Here is a 16871-nt window from a genome sequence, read left to right on the forward strand (position 1 = left end):
CCGCAGCCCCCCCAGGGCGGCGCCACCCACGACCAGTGGCAGGGCGCGCGCCTGTTGTGGAGCGGCCTGGTGTGCCTGCTCATCATCGGCGGAGCCGTCGCCATCGAGCGATGCGGCTGAGCCCGCCCTAACTTCCTGTGGATCCGGCCCCGCGCGGTGCGGGCGGGGCCGGGCATCGCGACCCCATCACCTCCAGAGGCGCCCCCCATGCACGACGCCCACGCGTTCCTCCAAGCCCTCGCCACCGTCCTCTGTGTCGCGGCGGTCACCACGGTCCTCTTCCAACGCCTGCGCCAGCCAGTGGTGCTGGGCTACATCCTCGCGGGCTTCATCATCGGGCCGCACGTGCCCATCCCGCTGGTGGCGGACGCGGGCATCGTGCACACGCTGTCGGAGCTGGGCGTCATCCTGCTGATGTTCTCCCTGGGGCTGGAGTTCAGCCTGCGCCGGCTCTTCCAGGTGGGGCCCACGGCGGGGCTCACCGCCGTCATCCAGTGCAGCGTGATGGTGTGGCTGGGCTTCATCACCGGCCGCGCCTTCGGCTGGACGATGCTGGAGAGCCTGTTCACCGGCTGCTGCATCGCCATCTCCAGCACCACCATCATCGCCAAGGCGTTCGACGAGCAGAACATCCGGGGCGCGCTGCGCAGCATCGTGGTGGGCATCCTCATCGTGGAGGACCTCATCGCCATCCTGCTGATGGCCATGCTCACCGCGGTGTCCACGGGCTCCGGCCTGTCCGCCGGGGACCTGGCGATCACCGTGGGCAAGCTGGCCGCGTTCCTCGTGGGGCTCGTCGCCATTGGCCTGTTCGTCGTGCCCCGGGTGATGCGCTCCATCACGAAGCTCCAGCGGCCGGAGACGACGCTCGTCAGCAGCGTGGGCATCTGCTTCGCCATCGCGCTGCTGGCGCAGTCGTTCGGCTACTCGGTGGCGCTGGGCGCGTTCCTCGCGGGCTCGCTGGTGGCGGAGTCTGGCGAAGGCAAGGAGATTGAACACCTGGTGCAGCCGGTGCGCGACCTGTTCGGCGCGGTGTTCTTCGTGTCGGTGGGCATGCTGATCGACCCGGCGCTCATCCGCGAGCACTGGGCGGCCATCGCGGTGCTCACCGGCGTGGTCATCGTGGGGAAGATCCTCAGCGTGTCGCTGGGCGCGTTCTTCACCGGCAACGGCACGCGCACGTCCGTGCAGGCGGGCCTGAGCCTGTCCCAGATTGGTGAGTTCTCCTTCATCATCGCGGGCCTGGGCCTGACCCTGAAGGCCACGGGCGCGTTCCTCTACCCGGTGGCGGTGGCCGTGTCCGCCATCACCACGCTGACGACGCCGTGGCTCATCCGCGCGTCCGGCCCCATCGCCAACTGGGTGGACCGCAAGCTGCCGGCGCCGTTGCAGACGTTCGCGTCGCTGTACGGCAGCTGGGTGGAGAACCTGCGCACGTCGCCGCGCCAGAAGACGGTGGGCGCGCGCGTGCGGCGCATGGCGCTGCTGATGCTGCTGGACGCGGCGTTCGTCACCATCATCGTCATCGGCACGTCCGTGCTGCTGCCCCGCGTGACGGTGTTCATCGAGGAGCGCATGGGCTGGGGTGAGGCGCTGACGCCCACGGTCGTCATTGGCCTGGCCGTGGCGCTGGCCCTGCCCTTCTGCGTGGGCATCGTCCGGATGGGGCGCAGGCTGGGCGTCGTCCTGGCGGAGGGCGCGCTCCCGGCGGCCGCGAACGGCAAGGTGGACCTGGCGGCGGCGCCGCGCCGGATGCTGGTGGTGGCGCTCCAGCTGGCCAGCGTCTTCATGGTGAGCGTGCCGGTGGTGGCCATCACCCAGCCGTTCCTCCCCGGCGTGCCGGGCGCGGTGCTGCTGCTGGTGTCCCTGGCGGTGATGGGCTTCGCGTTCTGGAAGAGCGCCACGCACCTACAGGGGCACATGCGCGCGGGTGCGCAGGTCATCGTGGAGGCACTCGCGGCGCAGTCCCACGCGAAGGGGGAAGAGGACGAGCCGGCCAAGGACGTGCTGCACGGCGTGCGTCAATTGCTGCCCGGCATTGGCGAGCCGGAGTCGGTGGCGCTCGGCGAGTCCAGCGCGGCGGTGGGCCGCACGCTGGCGGAGCTCAACCTGCGCGGCATGACGGGGGCCACGGTGCTGGCCATCCGCCGGGGCGAAGCGGGTGTGCTGGTGCCCACCGCGCAGGAGGTGCTGCGCGCGGGCGACATCCTGGCGCTCGCGGGGACGCACGAGGCCATTGACGCCGCGAAGGGCGTGCTCGGCTGAAGCGGGGCACCGGATGCAATGGGGGATGCGGCCGGCCGTAGGAAGGGCATGCCGCTCCCCTTCCGCGTCCCGGAGGTCTCCGCCATGCGCCGCCCCTTCCTGCCCACGCTGCTCCTCGCCTGCTCAGTGGCCGTGCCTGCCCTGGCGGCGGAACCCGCGAAGACGCCGTCGAAAGCGCCCGCCAAGACCATCTGCGTCAACGTCAAGGACGGGAGCAAGGCGGTCCAGGGCACGAACCTGGTCATCGAGCCCGGGGAGAAGATCCACGACGCGGTCGCGGTGGATGGCGACGTCATCGTGAAGAAGGGCGCGGTGGTGGACAACGACGTGGCCGCCGTCCGTGGCCGCGTCATCCTGGAGCCCGGCGCGCGGGTGAAGGGCGACGTGGTGTCCATCGGCGGTGAGGTGCGGGTGCCCGCGGGCGCCCACGTCGACGGGAACGCGACGGCGCTGGGCGGCAAGCTCCGCCTGGACAAGAAGGAGGACGTGGGCGGCGAGCGGGTCGACTTCTCCCTGGTGTTCAACGGCGATGACCTGGTGAAGGAGTTCATCGGCAAGGCGCTCGACGAGGATGCCGGGAAGTGCCACATCCTCGATGACGACGATGACGATGAGGACGGCGACGACAAGGACGTCTGAGGCGTCCGTCGTCGCGTCACGCGGCTCCCGTCACTTCCATTCTGGCGGGGGCCTGCGCGTGGCCCGACGGCGCGAACGGGGCGGCGGGTGCAGCTCGTCTCCCCGGAGGACGCGCACCCGGAGGAAGCGCTGGAGCTGATCCAGGGCCAGGTCGTGGTCCTTGTCGCTCTCCGCGCAGCAGCAGTCGCTGAGCACGGTGATCTTGTACTCGTGCATGTGCGCGTCGTGGGCGCTGAAGAAGACGCACAGGTTGGTGGCGATGCCCGCGAGCAGCAGCTTCTTCGTGCCCAGGTGCTCCAGCAGCGGCACCAGCGACGTGGCGAAGAAGGCCGAGTGCTTGGGCTTGAGGATGAAGTAGTCGTCCGGCTGGGGCCTGAGCGCGCGGGCGACCCGCTGGCCCCGGCTGTTCTTCCGGGTGCAGTGTTTGTAGACGTCCGTGAAGCTGCTGCGCCACAGGTCGAAGTTGTCGTTGACGTAGATGACCGGGACGCCCGCCTTGCGCATCCTCTGGGCGAAGGGGCCCAGGCGCTCCACCATGCGCAGCGCCCAGGGCAGGACGTTCTCCCCGCCGGGGAACTCCAGGTCGTTGATGACGTCGATGATGAGCAGCGCGGTGTCATGCCGCCGCGCATGCGGTGCGCGCGTCTGCTTCCGGACTGCCTGGCGCGGCTTCGCCACGTCCACCTCCCCTTGGGTGAACGCTAAGCATCCCCGCGGCGGGAGGCGGAAGGCGGCGCGCGGGGATGTTCGCTGGACGCCAGCCACCATCGCCCAGGCAGGGGCGAGCCTGGCCGGGACGTGTCATTTCCGGGCGCGGCGGGGCTTCCAGAGGAGCCCCGCGAGCAGCCACCAGCCCAGGACGCCTGGGAGCGCGGTGGCGCCAGCACTGCACCCGCCGGATTCATTCTCCATGGGATCCGGCATCGTGCTGCCGTCGTGCACGGTGCCCGCGTCCAGTCCGGTGCCCGCGTCCGAGTCGTCCCCTGCGTCCACCAGGGTTCCCGCGTCGTCGAGCGTTCCCGCATCCTCGGCCATCCCCGCGTCCACCGGGGCCCCTGCATCCTCGGCGGTTCCGGCATCCACCTCGCTCCCGGCGTCCCCAGCCATGCCTCCGTCACTGCCGGGTTCCTCCGGCACCTCGTCCTCCTCCGTGTGGGCCTGGACCGTCGCCGCCGGGAAGGCCTGCGTCGGAGTGAACGTGAAGGAAGCGTGCTCGATCTCCGCATCCGCGTCCTGCGCCGCGCCCAGCGTCACGAACTGGGGAACGCTCCAGTTGTCGGTCGTGAAGCGAAGCGAGGCGCCCTCCACCACGGTCAGGTCTCCATTGCCGCCGTGCGCCTCCACCTTGACCCAGACGTCCACGGTGGGCGGCATGGCCAGGGAGACCAGGACCGTCTTCGTCTCTCCCTCGGGGATGGACAGCTCAAGGGGAGACACGACCACGGCCTGCTCGACCGGCACCGGGACGACCCGCAGGATGTAACCGTAATGGCTCAGGATATACAACGCACCGTCCGGCCCCTCCGTCACGTCGACGAAGCCCCCCCCCGCCTCATGGTTCACGATGAGGTCCTCCGTGGCCACGGAGCCATCCGCCGCGAACCTGATTCGATGAAGCATCCCGCGGAAGTCGGTGAAGAGGTAGTTGCCCAGGTAGCTCGCCGGGAAACGGGGCCCCTCGTAGAACATGCCTCCCATGGAGAACTCCCCCTGCGGCCGTCGCGTGAGCTGGCCGCCGCCACTCACCGCATCGGGTTCCGGTTGATCCACGGTGAACGACGTCGAGGACGGATGTCCCGTGACGTAGAAGTCCCCGTTGAAGCTGGGGTCCTCCACGTCGGTGATCGTGAGCCGTGTCCCCTTTCGGTAGGAATAGGACTCCAGGTAGTCGTCCATCATCGTGAAGGTCGCGACGCCGTTCTGCCGAACCGCCCCTGTCGGCGTAAACCAATACTCGTCAAAGACACCTGGCAGATACGCATACACCGGTGAGAGATATCCCGCTGGCTGGTTGTTGTAGTACTGACCCCAGCCTGCATGATCGCCCGGACTGACGCTGAAGATTTGAAGGCCCGGAGGGCTTGAGGCATTGGCCCACAGGCGCCCGGTTCCAGGCTGGAAGACCAGTCCGTAGAGATTGCAGAAGCCCCGCGACCAGGCGCTGTCCACGTTCGGCCCCGCCCCATCGTGGAAGGGGTTGTCGGTGGGCACGGAGCCATCCGGACGCACGCGGTGGATCTTGCCTTGCGGCCCCGTCAAGTCGTCCGCGGAACGCTCGGCGTTGAGGCTCCCCACCCCGAAGTACAGCATGCCATCAGGACCGAAGGTGAGCCCACCTCCGTCGTAGTCGAGCCTCCCCGCCTGGATCCCATCCACGAGGATGGTGCGGTCCACGCCCACGCCACCAACGTCGGTATACCGGAAGATCTGCAACCTGTAGCCCGGCATCGCCGCGAAGAAGTAGACGTAATGGTTGTTCGCGAAGCCGGGATCGAGGGCCATGCCCAACAGGCCTTCCTGGTAGGCTTGGTTGAACGACTCGGAAATGAATGGGGTGGGTTGCACCGCCCCGTTCACCACAACCAGGACTTTTCCAGACATCGTCGAGATGAACAGGCGGCCAGAGCCGTCCGGCACCCACGCCATCCGGGTGCCAGCCTCGATTTGCGAGGAATAAAGCCACTCCGTGGCCTCGAGGTCAGGAGCAGACTCACCCGCGTGGGCAGGAAGGGTTGTCAGCAAGGCGAGGGCAAGCCAGGGGGCCATTGGGCGCATGACTGGCAATCTAGCGCCAATTCCTATCGGACTGTCATTACTTCCAGGGTCCGGGCTTCACGCCCCAGATGCCCACCTTGCCGTCATCCATGCCCCAGCACACGAAGCGTCCGTCGGGAGAGAAGTTCGCGGTGCTGCCCTGCTGATCATCCAGATCGGAATAGGCGAAGAGCTGATAGCCCTCGTGGACGTCGACGACCATGAACGCGCTCGTGTCGGGGCTGACCGCCAGCAGGGAGCCGTCCCGGTTGAACTCCAGATGAAGGGCGACCGTTGCGGGGGCCTTCAGGACTCGTGCGGTGTCCAGGGTGGGCAGGGTCAGGAACAACAGTTCTCCGGCGGAGTTCGCGGCGACCAGGTGCGCGCCTGACGGCGTGAACGCCACGGACCAGGTCCGGCGTGCGTCGAGGGTCCGGGTCGAGATGCGCCTGCCGGTCCGCGCGTCCCAGAGGCGCAGGGCGGCGCGTGTGTCGGAGTCCTGCTGTTCCTCGGCCGCCCCCGCGGCGGCGAACGCGCCATCGGGTGAAAGCGCGCAGCCGTGGAACTGCCAGGGGTCTTCCTTCCTCCAGACGAGCCAGCGCCGCTCCAGGTCCCAGAGCATCACCCGGCCCACGCTCGCCATGAGGAGCAGGCGCGTCCCGTCCGCGGATAGAGCTGCATGGGAGACGGAGCCGCCCGTCTCCACGGAGGACAGCAACTGGCCGTCAGCGACGGACCAGGTCTGGAGGGTGCCGCGCACCGTCACGGACAGCAGGCGCTGGGAATCCGGCAGGAACCACGCGGCCACGCAGCCGGTGACCGCGTGCGCGGCCAGCGGTTCCGATCCTTCCGCCTGCAGGTCCCACCAGCGCAAGGGCATCCCGCCCTGCTTCTGGACCGACAACAGGTAGCGCGACGACGCATCCCACCCCAGCCACTGCCACCGCGAGTACGGCGACAGCTCCGCCTGCCCCAGCGTCCGCAGCAGGGACACGTGCCGGGCGGTGTCAGGCGTCAGCATCAAGGCGCGGCTCCAAGCGGGTTCAGCGGCGATCTGGGACTGATACCACTTGTCGTCTCCTTTGGCGCTTGCCTTCATGAAGCAGGACGGCGCGTGCAGGGGCTGAGCACGGCGCATCCAGGAGCCACGCCTTGCCCTACCGTTCCCGACGGCTGTTGACGACTCTCATTGGCACGCTCCTCTTGTGGAGCCTTCCCCTTCCGTCATGGGGCCTGGAGCCCTCCGCGGAGAAGCCCGCACGCATCGCCCTGCGTGCCGCGAGGCTCTTCGATGGGAAGAGTGACAAGGTCCTGCCGGATGCGGTCGTGCTCATCGAAGGCTCGAGCATCCAGGCCGTGGGCACGGGCCTCGCCATCCCCCCGGGGACGCGGGTCTTGGACCTGGGCGACGTCACCCTGCTTCCCGGGCTCATTGACGCTCACTCGCACCTGCTGCTGGATGTCGACCCGGAGCTCGGAGGCGACAGCATGCTCACCACCATCGGCCAGAGCAGCACCGCCGAGCGCGCGCTCCTGGGAGCGAAGCTGGGCCGTGAGATGCTCGAGGCGGGTGTCACGACGGTGCGCGACGTTGGCAACTCCGGGCTCAACGGGGACGTGGCGCTGCGCAACGCCATCCAACGCGGATGGGTGCAGGGCCCGCGCATCTCCGCCTGCACCCGCGCACTCGCACCTCACGGCGGGCAGTTCACCACGCTTCAACCTCCGGCTCAGGCCCTCATCGAACAGGAGTACGTCACCATCTCCGGCGTGGAGGAGGCCCGGCGCGCCGTGCGGCAGGCCATTTACGACGGTGCGGATTGCATCAAGGTCATCGTCGACAATGGACACAACCTCCTCTCGCTGGAGGAGCTGAAGGTCATTGTCGAGGAGGCCCACCGGAAGAAGCGGCCGGTGGCGGCGCACACCACACTCGACGAGAGCATTCGCGCCGCGGTCCAGGCAGGCGTCGACTCCATCGAGCACGGCTACTCCCTCCCCGATGACGTGGTGGCGCCCATGGTCCGCAAGCGCATCTTCCTGGTGCCCACCGATAGCTGGGTGGAGGTATGCGACTCCTTCGATGCCAAGGCGGGCAACGCGGAACGCCAGCGCCAGATGAAGGAGCGCTGCAGGAGGAACATCACCCGGGCCAATGACCGCCTCCGCCGCGCGGCGGCCGCTGGCATTCGGGTTGCCGCCGGCTCGGACATGTACATCGTGATGCCAGGGCTGACGCGAGGGCAGGCCAGCGTGAAGGGGTTCGTCGCCTATGCCGCTGCGGGCCTCAAGCCCGTGGACATCCTGCGCGCAGCGACAATGAACGCGGCGGAGCTGCTGCGAATGCAGGACCGGATTGGCTCGCTCGAGCCGAACAAGCTCGCGGACCTGCTCGCGGTGGAGGGCGACCCGCTGAAGGACATCCACGCGCTGGAGCAGGTGCGGTTCGTGATGAAGGACGGACAGGTGGTCCTGGACGCCCCGGCCCAGAAGAAGCGGGTGGAGGAATCGACACGATAGAGGGGACTTCGGCCTGGGTGGGCTCCTGGAGCGCCCTCGAGGAGGTGCCTCGGGGGCCCACTCTAGACCGTTGGTACAATGGAGGGCCGTACGGACCCGCTTCGCACGCTGCGTCAAGGTGGGCCACGCGCAGGGGGGCTTGAGCCGGACCGAACCGGCGACCTAAGACGCGGCCTGCCCGACCCGGGATCCCTTTCCTAGGAACACCATGTTCAAGAAGATTGCCATTGGCGTCGTCGCCGCGCTCGTGCTGCTCGCCGGCTTCATCACCACCCGCCCCGATACCTACACCGTCACGCGCACCACCACCGTGGCGGGCACGCCCGACATCGCGTTCGGCCTGGTCAATGACTTCCACCAGTGGAACCAGTGGTCCCCTTGGGACAGCCTCGACCCGAACATGAAGCGGACCTTTGGCGGCGCGGAGTCGGGCGTTGGCGCCACCTATGGGTGGACGGGCAACAACGACGTGGGTGAGGGACGCATGACCATCGAGGAGGCCACCGCCAACGCGTCCGTCCGCATCAAGCTGGAGTTCATCAAGCCCTTCGCCGACACCAGCATCACCACCTTCACGTTCATGCCCGCCGCGGACGGCACCACCGTCAACTGGACCATGGCCGGTAACCACAACTTCATGAGCAAGGCGATGTGCCTCGTCATGGACATGGACCAGATGATCGGCAAGGACTTCGAGAAGGGCCTCGCGAGCATGAAGACCGCCGCCCAGGCCGAAGCCACGAAGCGCGCGGAGGCCGAAGCCGCCCGCAAGGTCGCCGAGGCCAAGGCCGCCGAGGAAGCCGCTGCCGCCGCCGCTGCTGCTGCCGCCGCTGCTGCTGCCGCCGCTGCTCCCGCCGTCGCCTCCCCCACCCCGTAGTTCACGACCGCCACCTCGCGGCTCCCGGCCCCTCGCGCCTTCCTGGTTCGAGGGGCCTTCTTGTTCGCGGTGCCGCGATCACAACCGCCAGGCTTGAGGCGCGGGCTCCCGCACCAGTCCGGGGCTTCTGCGATTGACCAACCGGCTGCGGGGATCCACCGCGACCTGCTGTACCTTCCACGGCAACCCCTCCACCATGAGCCCCACCGTCGCGGACTCCGGCTCCAGGCCGTATGAGACCGTGACCCGCCGCCGCTGTTCCGGCGCCTCGCCCTGAAGCTCCAGCTCCACCTCGCAGGGATACGCCTTCCCGGTCTGCGTCCGCTGCGTCACGGTCAGCGTCAGCGCATCCGACTGGCTCCACTCGACCTGGAAGTAAGGCCAGTCCGGCTCCCCTTCCCCGTCCACCCAGGTATCGAAGTAGCGCTGGAGGTCCCTTCCCGAGGCGGCTTCAAGCGCCGTGCGCAGGTCCTCGATACTCCGGACGCCCGGCTCCGCCAGGAACGCCTGGAGCCCCGCGAGCACCTGGGCCCGTCCCAGCAGGGACTCCAGTTGCACGAGGAGGATCATCGGACCCGTGCCGTAGATGTCATTGACGAAGGTGAGAAAGGGCGGCGCGGGGCTGTCTCGAGGACGCAGGTAATAGGAAGCCGTCCGCGCCAGCCGGTCCCAGTACGCCAGCGTCCAGGTGGCCTCTTCGCTCCGGTGCTCGTCTTCAAAGACATACGTGAGGTACTCCGCCACCGCTTCCTTCCACGGGAAGTCCCCCGCGCTCGCCAGGGTCGTCCGGTCGCCGGCCCACTGATGCACGATCTCGTGCATCAACGTGTGCAACGTCATGTTGGCGTAGGACCTGGGAAGCAATGGCAGGTTGTCGCGCAGGATGATGTTGGCGGGATGCTCCATTCCCAGCCACTCCGTGGGCCCGCTGGCGACACGCAGCTCGGGGCCATAGGGCAGTGGCCCGAAGCGGGCCGTCATCCACGCCAGGAAGTCCGCCACCGCGGCCGCGTCGATCGCCGGGCCCAGCAGGCCCCCCTGTGGCGCATACAGCTCCACGCGCCCCACGTCCGAATCCACCAGCCGCGTGCGCGTCCACGCCGGATGCGACGCGACCATGAAGGCCGAGTACGTGGGGGCTCGCGTGCCCAGCAGCTCACAACGCGTGTGCGTGTCATCCCGTCGCGACAGGCTCCCCGGGCACAGCACCACCTCGCCCGGCGCGTGCGTGATGTCGAAGGTGAAGTGCGCCAGCCTTCCGGGCGCAGGGTCACAGGGGCCGAAGAGGTCGCAGGACTCCACCCAGCCCAGCAGATACGTGAAGGGACGGCCCTGCGCATCCGGCCGGCGCGACAACCCCACCTGCGTGTACGGGGTCGTGGCCTCCGGGATGACCAACCGGCTGTCCACCCACAACGGCCCGTCCGGCGGCGTCGTGCCACAGACCTCCACGCGCCCGTCCGCCACGCGCAGTCCTCCGGGAGGAGCCCCGCCCCACCGCACGTCCGTCACCTCCTCACGAGCCGGAAGGAACAGGCATCCCCGCGCGCCCGCTTCCACGCCCAACCACAACCGTGACGCCGCCTCCCGCGTCGTCAGGTCGAAAGCGAAGTCATAGCGGTCCACCGTGTACGCCAACAGGGGCCCACCCGCGTCCGGCGATTCCGGCGGTCCCAGGGGCGGCTCCCCGGACTCGCAGCCCGTCATGCCCAGGACGAACCACAGCGGCGCGAAGCGTCTGAGCAGAGATGAGAGCACGGCCCGGATACGGCCCCAGACGCCCTCTTGGGTCGCCCCGCCAAAGAAAGAGGGGCGGCCAACGCTCCGGCCGCCCTCCCCTCACCTCAAGCCTTCACGCCTACTTCGTGAAGGTGATGGGTCCCGACGACAGCGTGGTGTTGTTCGCGCCGTCCACCGCGCGGACGCGCCACGTGTGCGAGCCCGTGGACAGACCGTTCAGCGCCGTCTGCTCCGTGCCCACGCCGTACACCTCGAACTCCCACAGCGAGTAGCCGTACGCCGTCGCGCGCTGCACGCCGCGCATGCGCACGTAGCGGCCCACGCCAGCCACGGTCCAGTCGTCGATGCCGCCGTCGCCGGTGTCCACCGTCTTCAGCGCCACCCAGTTGGTGGAGCCGTCCAGCGACGCCTCCAGCACGTAGCGGCGGCCGTATGCGGCCTCCCAGTTCAGCACGATGCGCTTGAGGGAGTAGATGGCCCCCAGGTCCACCGTGATGGAATCGGTGTCGCCCGTCGTCGCGGTGCCCACGCTGGACCACCGCGTCGTCAGGCTGCCGTCCACCGCGTCGTTCGCGCTGCCGAACTCCACGGACGAGGCGTAGGCGTTCTTGCCCCGCGCCAGGTTCGTGCCCGCCGCCACTGGCGTGCTGCGCAGGATGGAGGGGCTGCGGTCCGTGCCGTCCACGATGAGGACGTACTCCGCCACGCCCGCGCCCACGTCCGTCGTCTGCTCCCAGATGAAGCGCGTGGACGTGCCCGGCACCGCCTGCCCGGCGGACGGCGACAACGCCGCGAAGGCCGCCGGCGGCGTCGTGTCGTTCAGCGTGAAGGTGAACGTCGCGGACTGCGTGACGCCGTTCGCCCAGTTGAACGCCTTCACGAACCAGGTGTGCACCCCGTTCGCCAGCTTCAGCCCGTCCAGCGGCGCCGACGGCGTCTTGGTGATGGCGACCGGCATCGCGCCACCGTCCAGATACACCTCGTAGCGCTGGATGCCCGTCTGCGCATCGCTGCTCGCGGTCCAGGTGAACGCCGGACGCGTGCCGGTGATCACCAGGTTGTTCGCCGGCGTCTGCAGGGTGAACGCCGCGGGCGGCGTCGCATCCGTCAGGCCGAAGCCCTGGATGCCGGAGCCGTACTGGTACAGCGGGTTGCCGTACGTGGGCGGCACAGGCTGGCCCGCCGCGATCTTCTGGCGGATGGCCGTGCGCTCCGCGTCCGTCGCGCCCAGGTCGTACGGCAGGTCCCACTTCTCCAGCTGGTTGTTCTCCACGTCCGTACCGATCTGGCTCATGGAGCGAGGCAGCTGCCACGGCGTCTTGCCGCGCGGCAGCACGTCACCGAACAGCACGTCCGCCACCGCGTAGCCGCCCATGTCGCCGGGGCGGTACGCCAGCATCAGCGCGCTGGAGATGGGGACCACGTTCGTCAGCACGTAGGGCCGGGGGCTGATCAACACCACCGTCGTGGGGATGCCCCGCGACTTGAAGCTGTTGATGACGCCGAACTGATCGCCCCACTTCGCGTCGTGGGCCGGACCAATCGGGTCACCCGGCAGGTACGGCTTCTCCTTGTCCCACTCCGTGCCATGCGTGAAGTAGCTCTCGCCCACCACCACGATGGCCGCGTCCGGCGTCACGCCCGCGGGGGCGTTGTCCTTGTAGACCGTGAGCCCCGCGGCCTCCGCGCGCGCCTTCACCGCCGCGTAGATGGTCGGGTCGCCGAACTCGTAGCCGTGGAAGTCCGAACGCCAGGTCACCATGCAGGACATGTCGTCCGCGCGGGGGCCCGCGATGACCAGCTTGCCGCCCGCCGGCAGGCGGATGGGCAGCGCGCCGTCATTCTTGAGCAGCGTCATGGCCTCCTGGGAGGCGCGGCGCACCGCCGCCTTGCTGTCCGCGGTGTGCCACTGGGACGTGCCCGCCGGGCCCTGCTTGTACGGGTCCTCGAAGATGCCCAGGCGGAACTTCAGGTCCAGGATGCGGCGCACGGAGTCGTTGATACGCGCGAGCGGAACCTCGCTCTCGAAGTTGGCCATCGCGGACGGCGTCGCGCCGCCCATCACGTCCGAGCCCGCCGTGGCGGACCGCACCCACGAACCCGACGGCAGCCAGTCCGAGCAGATGACGCCGTCGTACTTCAGCTGGTTGCGCAGGTAGTTGAGGATGCCCGGGTTGTCACCCGCGCCGTAGCCCTCCGGCCCCAGCAGCCAGCTGCCCGCGTAGCCCGGCATGATGCCGCTGGTGCCCGCCTCGATGGCCGCGTGCCACGGACGCATGTGGTAGTGGATGGTGGTGCCGTCGTAGGTGATGCCCGCCTCACCGCCGGCGCCCTGGCCCGGCCAGTGCTTCGTCGTCACCCAGATGGAGGACGGGTTGACTTCCGGACCGCCCTGGAGGCCCGCGACGAGCGCGCGGGTGATGCCCGCCGCCAGGTCCGCGTCCTCGCCGTTGCCTTCCTGGATGCGCGGATAGAGGACCTTGGTGTTCACCTCCGCCAGCGGCGACAGCGTGCCGCGGCTGCCAATGGCCAGCTGTTCGCGGCGCTGGATGTCACCCATCTCATAGATGGTGTCCAGGTCGCGCGTGGCGGCCAGCGCCGGCTGCGTGGGCCAGCTCGTCTTGTAGCCGTGGATGGAGTCACCCGCGTCGATGTGCGGGATGCCCAGCCGCGTGGCCGCGGACGCCTTCTGGAACATGGGGATGTCCGTGGGCGACAGGGGCCCCATCTGGAAGCCGGCCTCCGGATAGATCTTGGCGTCGTAGAACATCTGGAGCGCCTTCTCGTGCAGCGTCATGCGGCCCAAGAGGTCGTTCACGCGCACGGAGATGGGGTTGTGCCAGTCCTCGTACGGCTCAATCGTCCCGTTCTTGTTCAGGTCGCGCGAACCGTTGACGATGTTCACGCCGTCCGCCTGCGTCTCCACCACCGGCAGGTACACGCTGAAGTTGCCGATGTCCGAGCGCGACGTGGTGCCACCCGACAGCGTGGCCACGACGTACCACTTGTACGTCCAGCGGTCCGGCAGGTCCTCCGTGAAGGTGAAGGACGTGCCCGTCTGCGACGCCACCTGCGTGTAGCGATCCAGCAGGTTGCCCGCCGCCATCCAGTCGTAGTCGTTGCGGCTGAGGTTGACGTAGAGCTTGTAGTTCGTCGCGCCCGTCACGGTGGCCCACGACAGCGTGGGACGGCGGGTCGCGGTGATCATCGCGTTGTTGGCCGGCGCGGACAGCCGGAACGCTCCGGCCACCGGCAGCGGCGCGGGCGCCACGTACGGGTCCGGGATGATGGTGGGGTCGCGCGGATCCTGCGGGTTGCCACCACCGGTGGAATAGATCTCCACGTTCCAGTCAGCGCCCTGCACCGCCAGCGCCGTGACGGACTGGGCGCGCTGCTGCACGCCGTTGTAGTCCACCACCGCCAGGCGGATGTCCGTGTTGGGCGCCGTGGGGGAGAACTGGTTCTTCGACAGCGTCACCGTCGTGTTGGGCGGGAACGTGAGCTGGTAGGTGAACGGCCCGGGCGGGTTGCGCACGGACGGCGTGGTGTTGCCCTCCTCCGGCACCGGCGTCACCGACAGCGGCGCGGGCGACACGTTGATCTTCGCGTACGCCAGCTCCGGGAAGTTCAGCTTGATGGTCTGGTTCGTGGTCTGCGTGGGCGGCGGCGTGGTGCCACCGTTCTGGTAGACCTCGAAGGACCACAGCGAGTAACCGTAGGCCACCGTGCCGCGCTCCGTGCCGTGCATGCGGATGTAGCGGTACGTGCCGGAGACGGGAATCTCGCGGCGGCCCACGGCGCCGTTGGTCACCGTGTTGAGCGTGGTCCACGTGGTGTCGTTGTTGGAGCCGTCGATGGTGTACGTCTTCGCGTACGCCCCTTCCCACTCCAGCACCACCTTGCCCACCACCTGGGAGGACCCCAGGTCCACGCGGATCCACTGCGGATCCACGCCCTGCACGGAGGCCCAGCGCGTGTTGATGTCGCCATCGAACGCCAGGTCCGCCCGCAGGCCCACGTAGTCCGCCTCCACGCTGGACGCGGTGGCCGGCTTGTTCTTCGCCAGGTCCGTGTTGGAGGGAGGCGGCGTGCCGCCCGTCTCATAGACGGCGAACTCCCACAGGGAGTAGCCATACGCGGGCAGCGCGCGCGTGACGCCCTGCATGCGGACGTAGCGGCCCGTGGTGCCGGCCGGCAGGGACAGGTCGTCCACCGCGCCGTCGCCGTTGGTCACCGTCAGCGCGTCGGTGAAGGTCGTGTTGTTGGTGGAGACCTGGATCTTGTAGGCCGTGGCGTACGCCGGCTCCCAGGTGAGCACCACGCGCGAAATCGTGCGCGTCTGGCCCAGGTCCACGGTGATCCATTCATTCGCCGTGAAGGCGCTGGCCCAGCGGGTGCCACCATCGCCATCCACCGCGTACTGGCCCAGGAATGGAACTTCGGCGGACGAGGTATAGGTGGTCTTGTTCAGCGCGACGTTCGTCTGCGCCCGGGCCTCGGAAGCGCCCAGGAGGGACACCACCATGAGCACCGCGGCGAAGGCCTGTAATAACCAGACACGCGGTGCTTCACGCAGACATGGGCTTACGCCCCTGCTTGACAATTGTGGCAAGGATTCAGACATTGGGGGACGACTCCTTGAGTAGGAACACCGAGGCACCTGCGTTCGCACGCACCGCCAGGACGCGCGGCGGACGCAAGGGACTTCCCTGCTGGGGGACTGCCTCCCGGTCCTGAAGACACCGCACGCGGGGGCGTGACGGGGCTTCAGGACAAGGCTCGGGCGTTCCGGCTGTCACACGGCGACAGCCGGCCCACCCTCCCTGGCACTGCGTTCCTGCCTAGTTCGCGGTGAAGTACAGGTTGTCGAGCAGGAGTGACTGACCGGTCGTTCCACCCTCGGCCGCGAAGGTGAACGGTGAAGAGACATCGTTGAGCTTCAGGCCCGCGGCGACGTAGTCCGCGACGGGGATGGCCAGGTGGTGCCACTCGCCATCGTTCGCCCAGCCGTACTTCGTGACGGCGAGCGGATTGCCCTTTTCGTTGGTGCTCGTGCCGCTGGTCATGCCGATCTTCACGTTGGCGAAGGCGGCGTCGGACGACTTCATGCTGACGTGGAGCGTCTTCCAGGCATCGAAGTTGTGCGTCTGCTTCCAGTGCACGCCGAAGCCCATCCACGGCTTGCCGTTCTGCACGATGCGGTCCGCGGACTTGCCCTCCACGTGGTCCGGGTCGGACTCCACGTAGACGGTGTTCTCGTAGAGGTAGAAGTTCGAGTCGACGTTATCGAGCACGATCTCCTCGGAGCGGCCCGCCTCGTAGAAGATGCCCACCATCAGGCGGCGCTGGCCGGCCTCGTAGGGGAACGGCCCCGGCAGGAGCTGCGGGTCCGGCTCCGTCCCGCCGTCGGGGTCCAGGTTGTCCGGCAGCTCCTGGCCGGTGTAGTCCGCCGGGCCCGGATCCGGGCGGCAGGCGGCGAGCAGCAGCAACAAACCCCACACAGGCTTCTTCATGGCTTCACCGCCCGGTCCGCACCACTGGAGGTCTTCACCATCACCCAGCCGCCCGCCACGGTCCCGCCCAGCTCCACCACGCCCTTGTACGCGGGCGTCACCAGCTCATAGGCGATGGTGCCGGACGCGTCGTACGTCACCGCGTCCGGGAAGTTGTCGAGCACGGACTGGTAGGCCTTCACCGCCATCTCCCGCGTCTGCGGCAGGCTGGCCTGATCCGCCAGGCCCCGCTGGTAGACGGCGGCCAGGTTGAGGGCCACGTAGTACTGCGCTTCGCCGTACGGCCCGTTCGCGAGCACCGTGGCCCACGAGTAGTAGGCCGCCACCGGGTCCGCGCCGGACTGGATCTGCCACTTCGTCTCCGTGCCCACCCCTGACATCGCGAAGGGGTTGTTCGGATCGTCCAGCACGGAGGTGTTCGGGTAGATGCCCATGGCCGGGTCGGTGACCGTGAAGGTCATCCCGTCCAGCGGCTTGCCGTAGATGATGGTCGGGTCGTCGTAGCAGCCGGACAGCGCGGCCACGGCGGCCAGCAGGAAACCAGTCCTCATGTTGCGTGTTCC

11 protein-coding genes are annotated in these 16871 nt (G+C 68.5%); 4 read left to right on the top strand and 7 right to left on the bottom strand.

Features of this window, described 5'->3' with window-relative positions; translation table 11 throughout:
* Nucleotides 1–207 precede the first annotated feature (207 nt).
* Together D7X32_RS16630 and D7X32_RS16635 are read left to right on the top strand one after the other, a co-directional pair.
* Nucleotides 208–2265, top strand: a complete 2058-nt coding sequence (locus D7X32_RS16630) for a monovalent cation:proton antiporter family protein (RefSeq protein WP_120603531.1) — start codon at nucleotides 208–210, stop codon at nucleotides 2263–2265.
* A 48-nt stretch (nucleotides 2266–2313) separates the two neighbouring features.
* Complete coding sequence (locus D7X32_RS16635) at nucleotides 2314–2904, top strand: polymer-forming cytoskeletal protein (RefSeq protein ID WP_306414631.1); 591 nt, start codon at nucleotides 2314–2316, stop codon at nucleotides 2902–2904.
* 30 nt (nucleotides 2905–2934) lie between these two features.
* On the opposite strand, the gene D7X32_RS16640 is transcribed toward D7X32_RS16635, so the two are convergent.
* From D7X32_RS16640 to D7X32_RS16650, 3 genes are all read right to left on the bottom strand, one after another.
* A complete protein-coding gene (locus tag D7X32_RS16640) occupies nucleotides 2935–3582 on the bottom strand; it encodes a cysteine hydrolase family protein (RefSeq protein WP_171447725.1) in 648 nt (215 codons plus the stop codon).
* Between the two features lie 123 nt (nucleotides 3583–3705).
* Nucleotides 3706–5679: a PQQ-dependent sugar dehydrogenase gene (locus D7X32_RS16645; protein ID WP_120603532.1), complete on the bottom strand. Its 1974-nt coding sequence runs from the start codon at nucleotides 5677–5679 to the stop codon at nucleotides 3706–3708.
* A 37-nt stretch (nucleotides 5680–5716) separates the two neighbouring features.
* Nucleotides 5717–6679, bottom strand: coding sequence for a WD40 repeat domain-containing protein (locus D7X32_RS16650; RefSeq protein WP_120603533.1), 963 nt, complete (start codon nucleotides 6677–6679; stop codon nucleotides 5717–5719).
* 131 nt (nucleotides 6680–6810) lie between these two features.
* Here D7X32_RS16650 and D7X32_RS16655 point away from each other — a divergent pair, with 131 nt between their 5' ends.
* Nucleotides 6811–8178 carry an amidohydrolase family protein gene (locus D7X32_RS16655; protein ID WP_120603534.1) on the top strand — a complete coding sequence of 456 codons (1368 nt, stop codon included), beginning with the start codon at nucleotides 6811–6813 and terminating at the stop codon, nucleotides 8176–8178.
* A 208-nt stretch (nucleotides 8179–8386) separates the two neighbouring features.
* Nucleotides 8387–9055, top strand: coding sequence for an SRPBCC family protein (locus D7X32_RS16660; protein ID WP_120603535.1), 669 nt, complete (start codon nucleotides 8387–8389; stop codon nucleotides 9053–9055).
* Nucleotides 9056–9133: 78 nt separating this feature from the next.
* Here the strand turns inward: D7X32_RS16660 and D7X32_RS16665 are convergent, their stop codons facing one another.
* The 4 genes from D7X32_RS16665 to D7X32_RS16680 all read right to left on the bottom strand — a co-directional run bounded on the left by D7X32_RS16665 (nucleotide 9134) and on the right by D7X32_RS16680 (nucleotide 16859).
* Nucleotides 9134–10813, bottom strand: coding sequence for a M1 family metallopeptidase (locus D7X32_RS16665; RefSeq protein ID WP_120603536.1), 1680 nt, complete (start codon nucleotides 10811–10813; stop codon nucleotides 9134–9136).
* A gap of 100 nt (nucleotides 10814–10913) precedes the next feature.
* Nucleotides 10914–15320 carry a discoidin domain-containing protein gene (locus D7X32_RS16670; protein ID WP_244239041.1) on the bottom strand — a complete coding sequence of 1469 codons (4407 nt, stop codon included), beginning with the start codon at nucleotides 15318–15320 and terminating at the stop codon, nucleotides 10914–10916.
* A gap of 316 nt (nucleotides 15321–15636) precedes the next feature.
* Nucleotides 15637–16308, bottom strand: coding sequence for a putative glycoside hydrolase (locus D7X32_RS16675; protein WP_120603538.1), 672 nt, complete (start codon nucleotides 16306–16308; stop codon nucleotides 15637–15639).
* Nucleotides 16305–16859, bottom strand: a complete 555-nt coding sequence (locus D7X32_RS16680; protein ID WP_171447719.1) for a hypothetical protein — start codon at nucleotides 16857–16859, stop codon at nucleotides 16305–16307. Before D7X32_RS16680 ends, D7X32_RS16675 begins: the two co-directional genes overlap by 4 nt.
* Nucleotides 16860–16871: the final 12 nt, after the last annotated feature.

Origin of the sequence: Corallococcus carmarthensis (assembly GCF_003611695.1) — a bacterium.
GTDB lineage: Bacteria > Myxococcota > Myxococcia > Myxococcales > Myxococcaceae > Corallococcus > Corallococcus carmarthensis.

What these genes read in the sequence shown, in the direction of transcription:
- D7X32_RS16630 (WP_120603531.1), top strand. Translation starts at nt 208, where the DNA reads ATGCACGACGCCCACGCGTTCCTCCAAGCCCTCGCCACCGTCCTCTGT.
- D7X32_RS16635 (WP_306414631.1), top strand. Translation starts at nt 2,314, where the DNA reads ATGCCGCTCCCCTTCCGCGTCCCGGAGGTCTCCGCCATGCGCCGCCCC.
- D7X32_RS16645 (WP_120603532.1), bottom strand. Translation starts at nt 5,679, where the DNA reads ATGCGCCCAATGGCCCCCTGGCTTGCCCTCGCCTTGCTGACAACCCTT.
- D7X32_RS16650 (WP_120603533.1), bottom strand. Translation starts at nt 6,679, where the DNA reads ATGCTGACGCCTGACACCGCCCGGCACGTGTCCCTGCTGCGGACGCTG.
- D7X32_RS16660 (WP_120603535.1), top strand. Translation starts at nt 8,387, where the DNA reads ATGTTCAAGAAGATTGCCATTGGCGTCGTCGCCGCGCTCGTGCTGCTC.
- D7X32_RS16670 (WP_244239041.1), bottom strand. Translation starts at nt 15,320, where the DNA reads ATGGTGGTGTCCCTCCTGGGCGCTTCCGAGGCCCGGGCGCAGACGAAC.
- D7X32_RS16675 (WP_120603538.1), bottom strand. Translation starts at nt 16,308, where the DNA reads ATGAAGAAGCCTGTGTGGGGTTTGTTGCTGCTGCTCGCCGCCTGCCGC.
- D7X32_RS16680 (WP_171447719.1), bottom strand. Translation starts at nt 16,859, where the DNA reads ATGAGGACTGGTTTCCTGCTGGCCGCCGTGGCCGCGCTGTCCGGCTGC.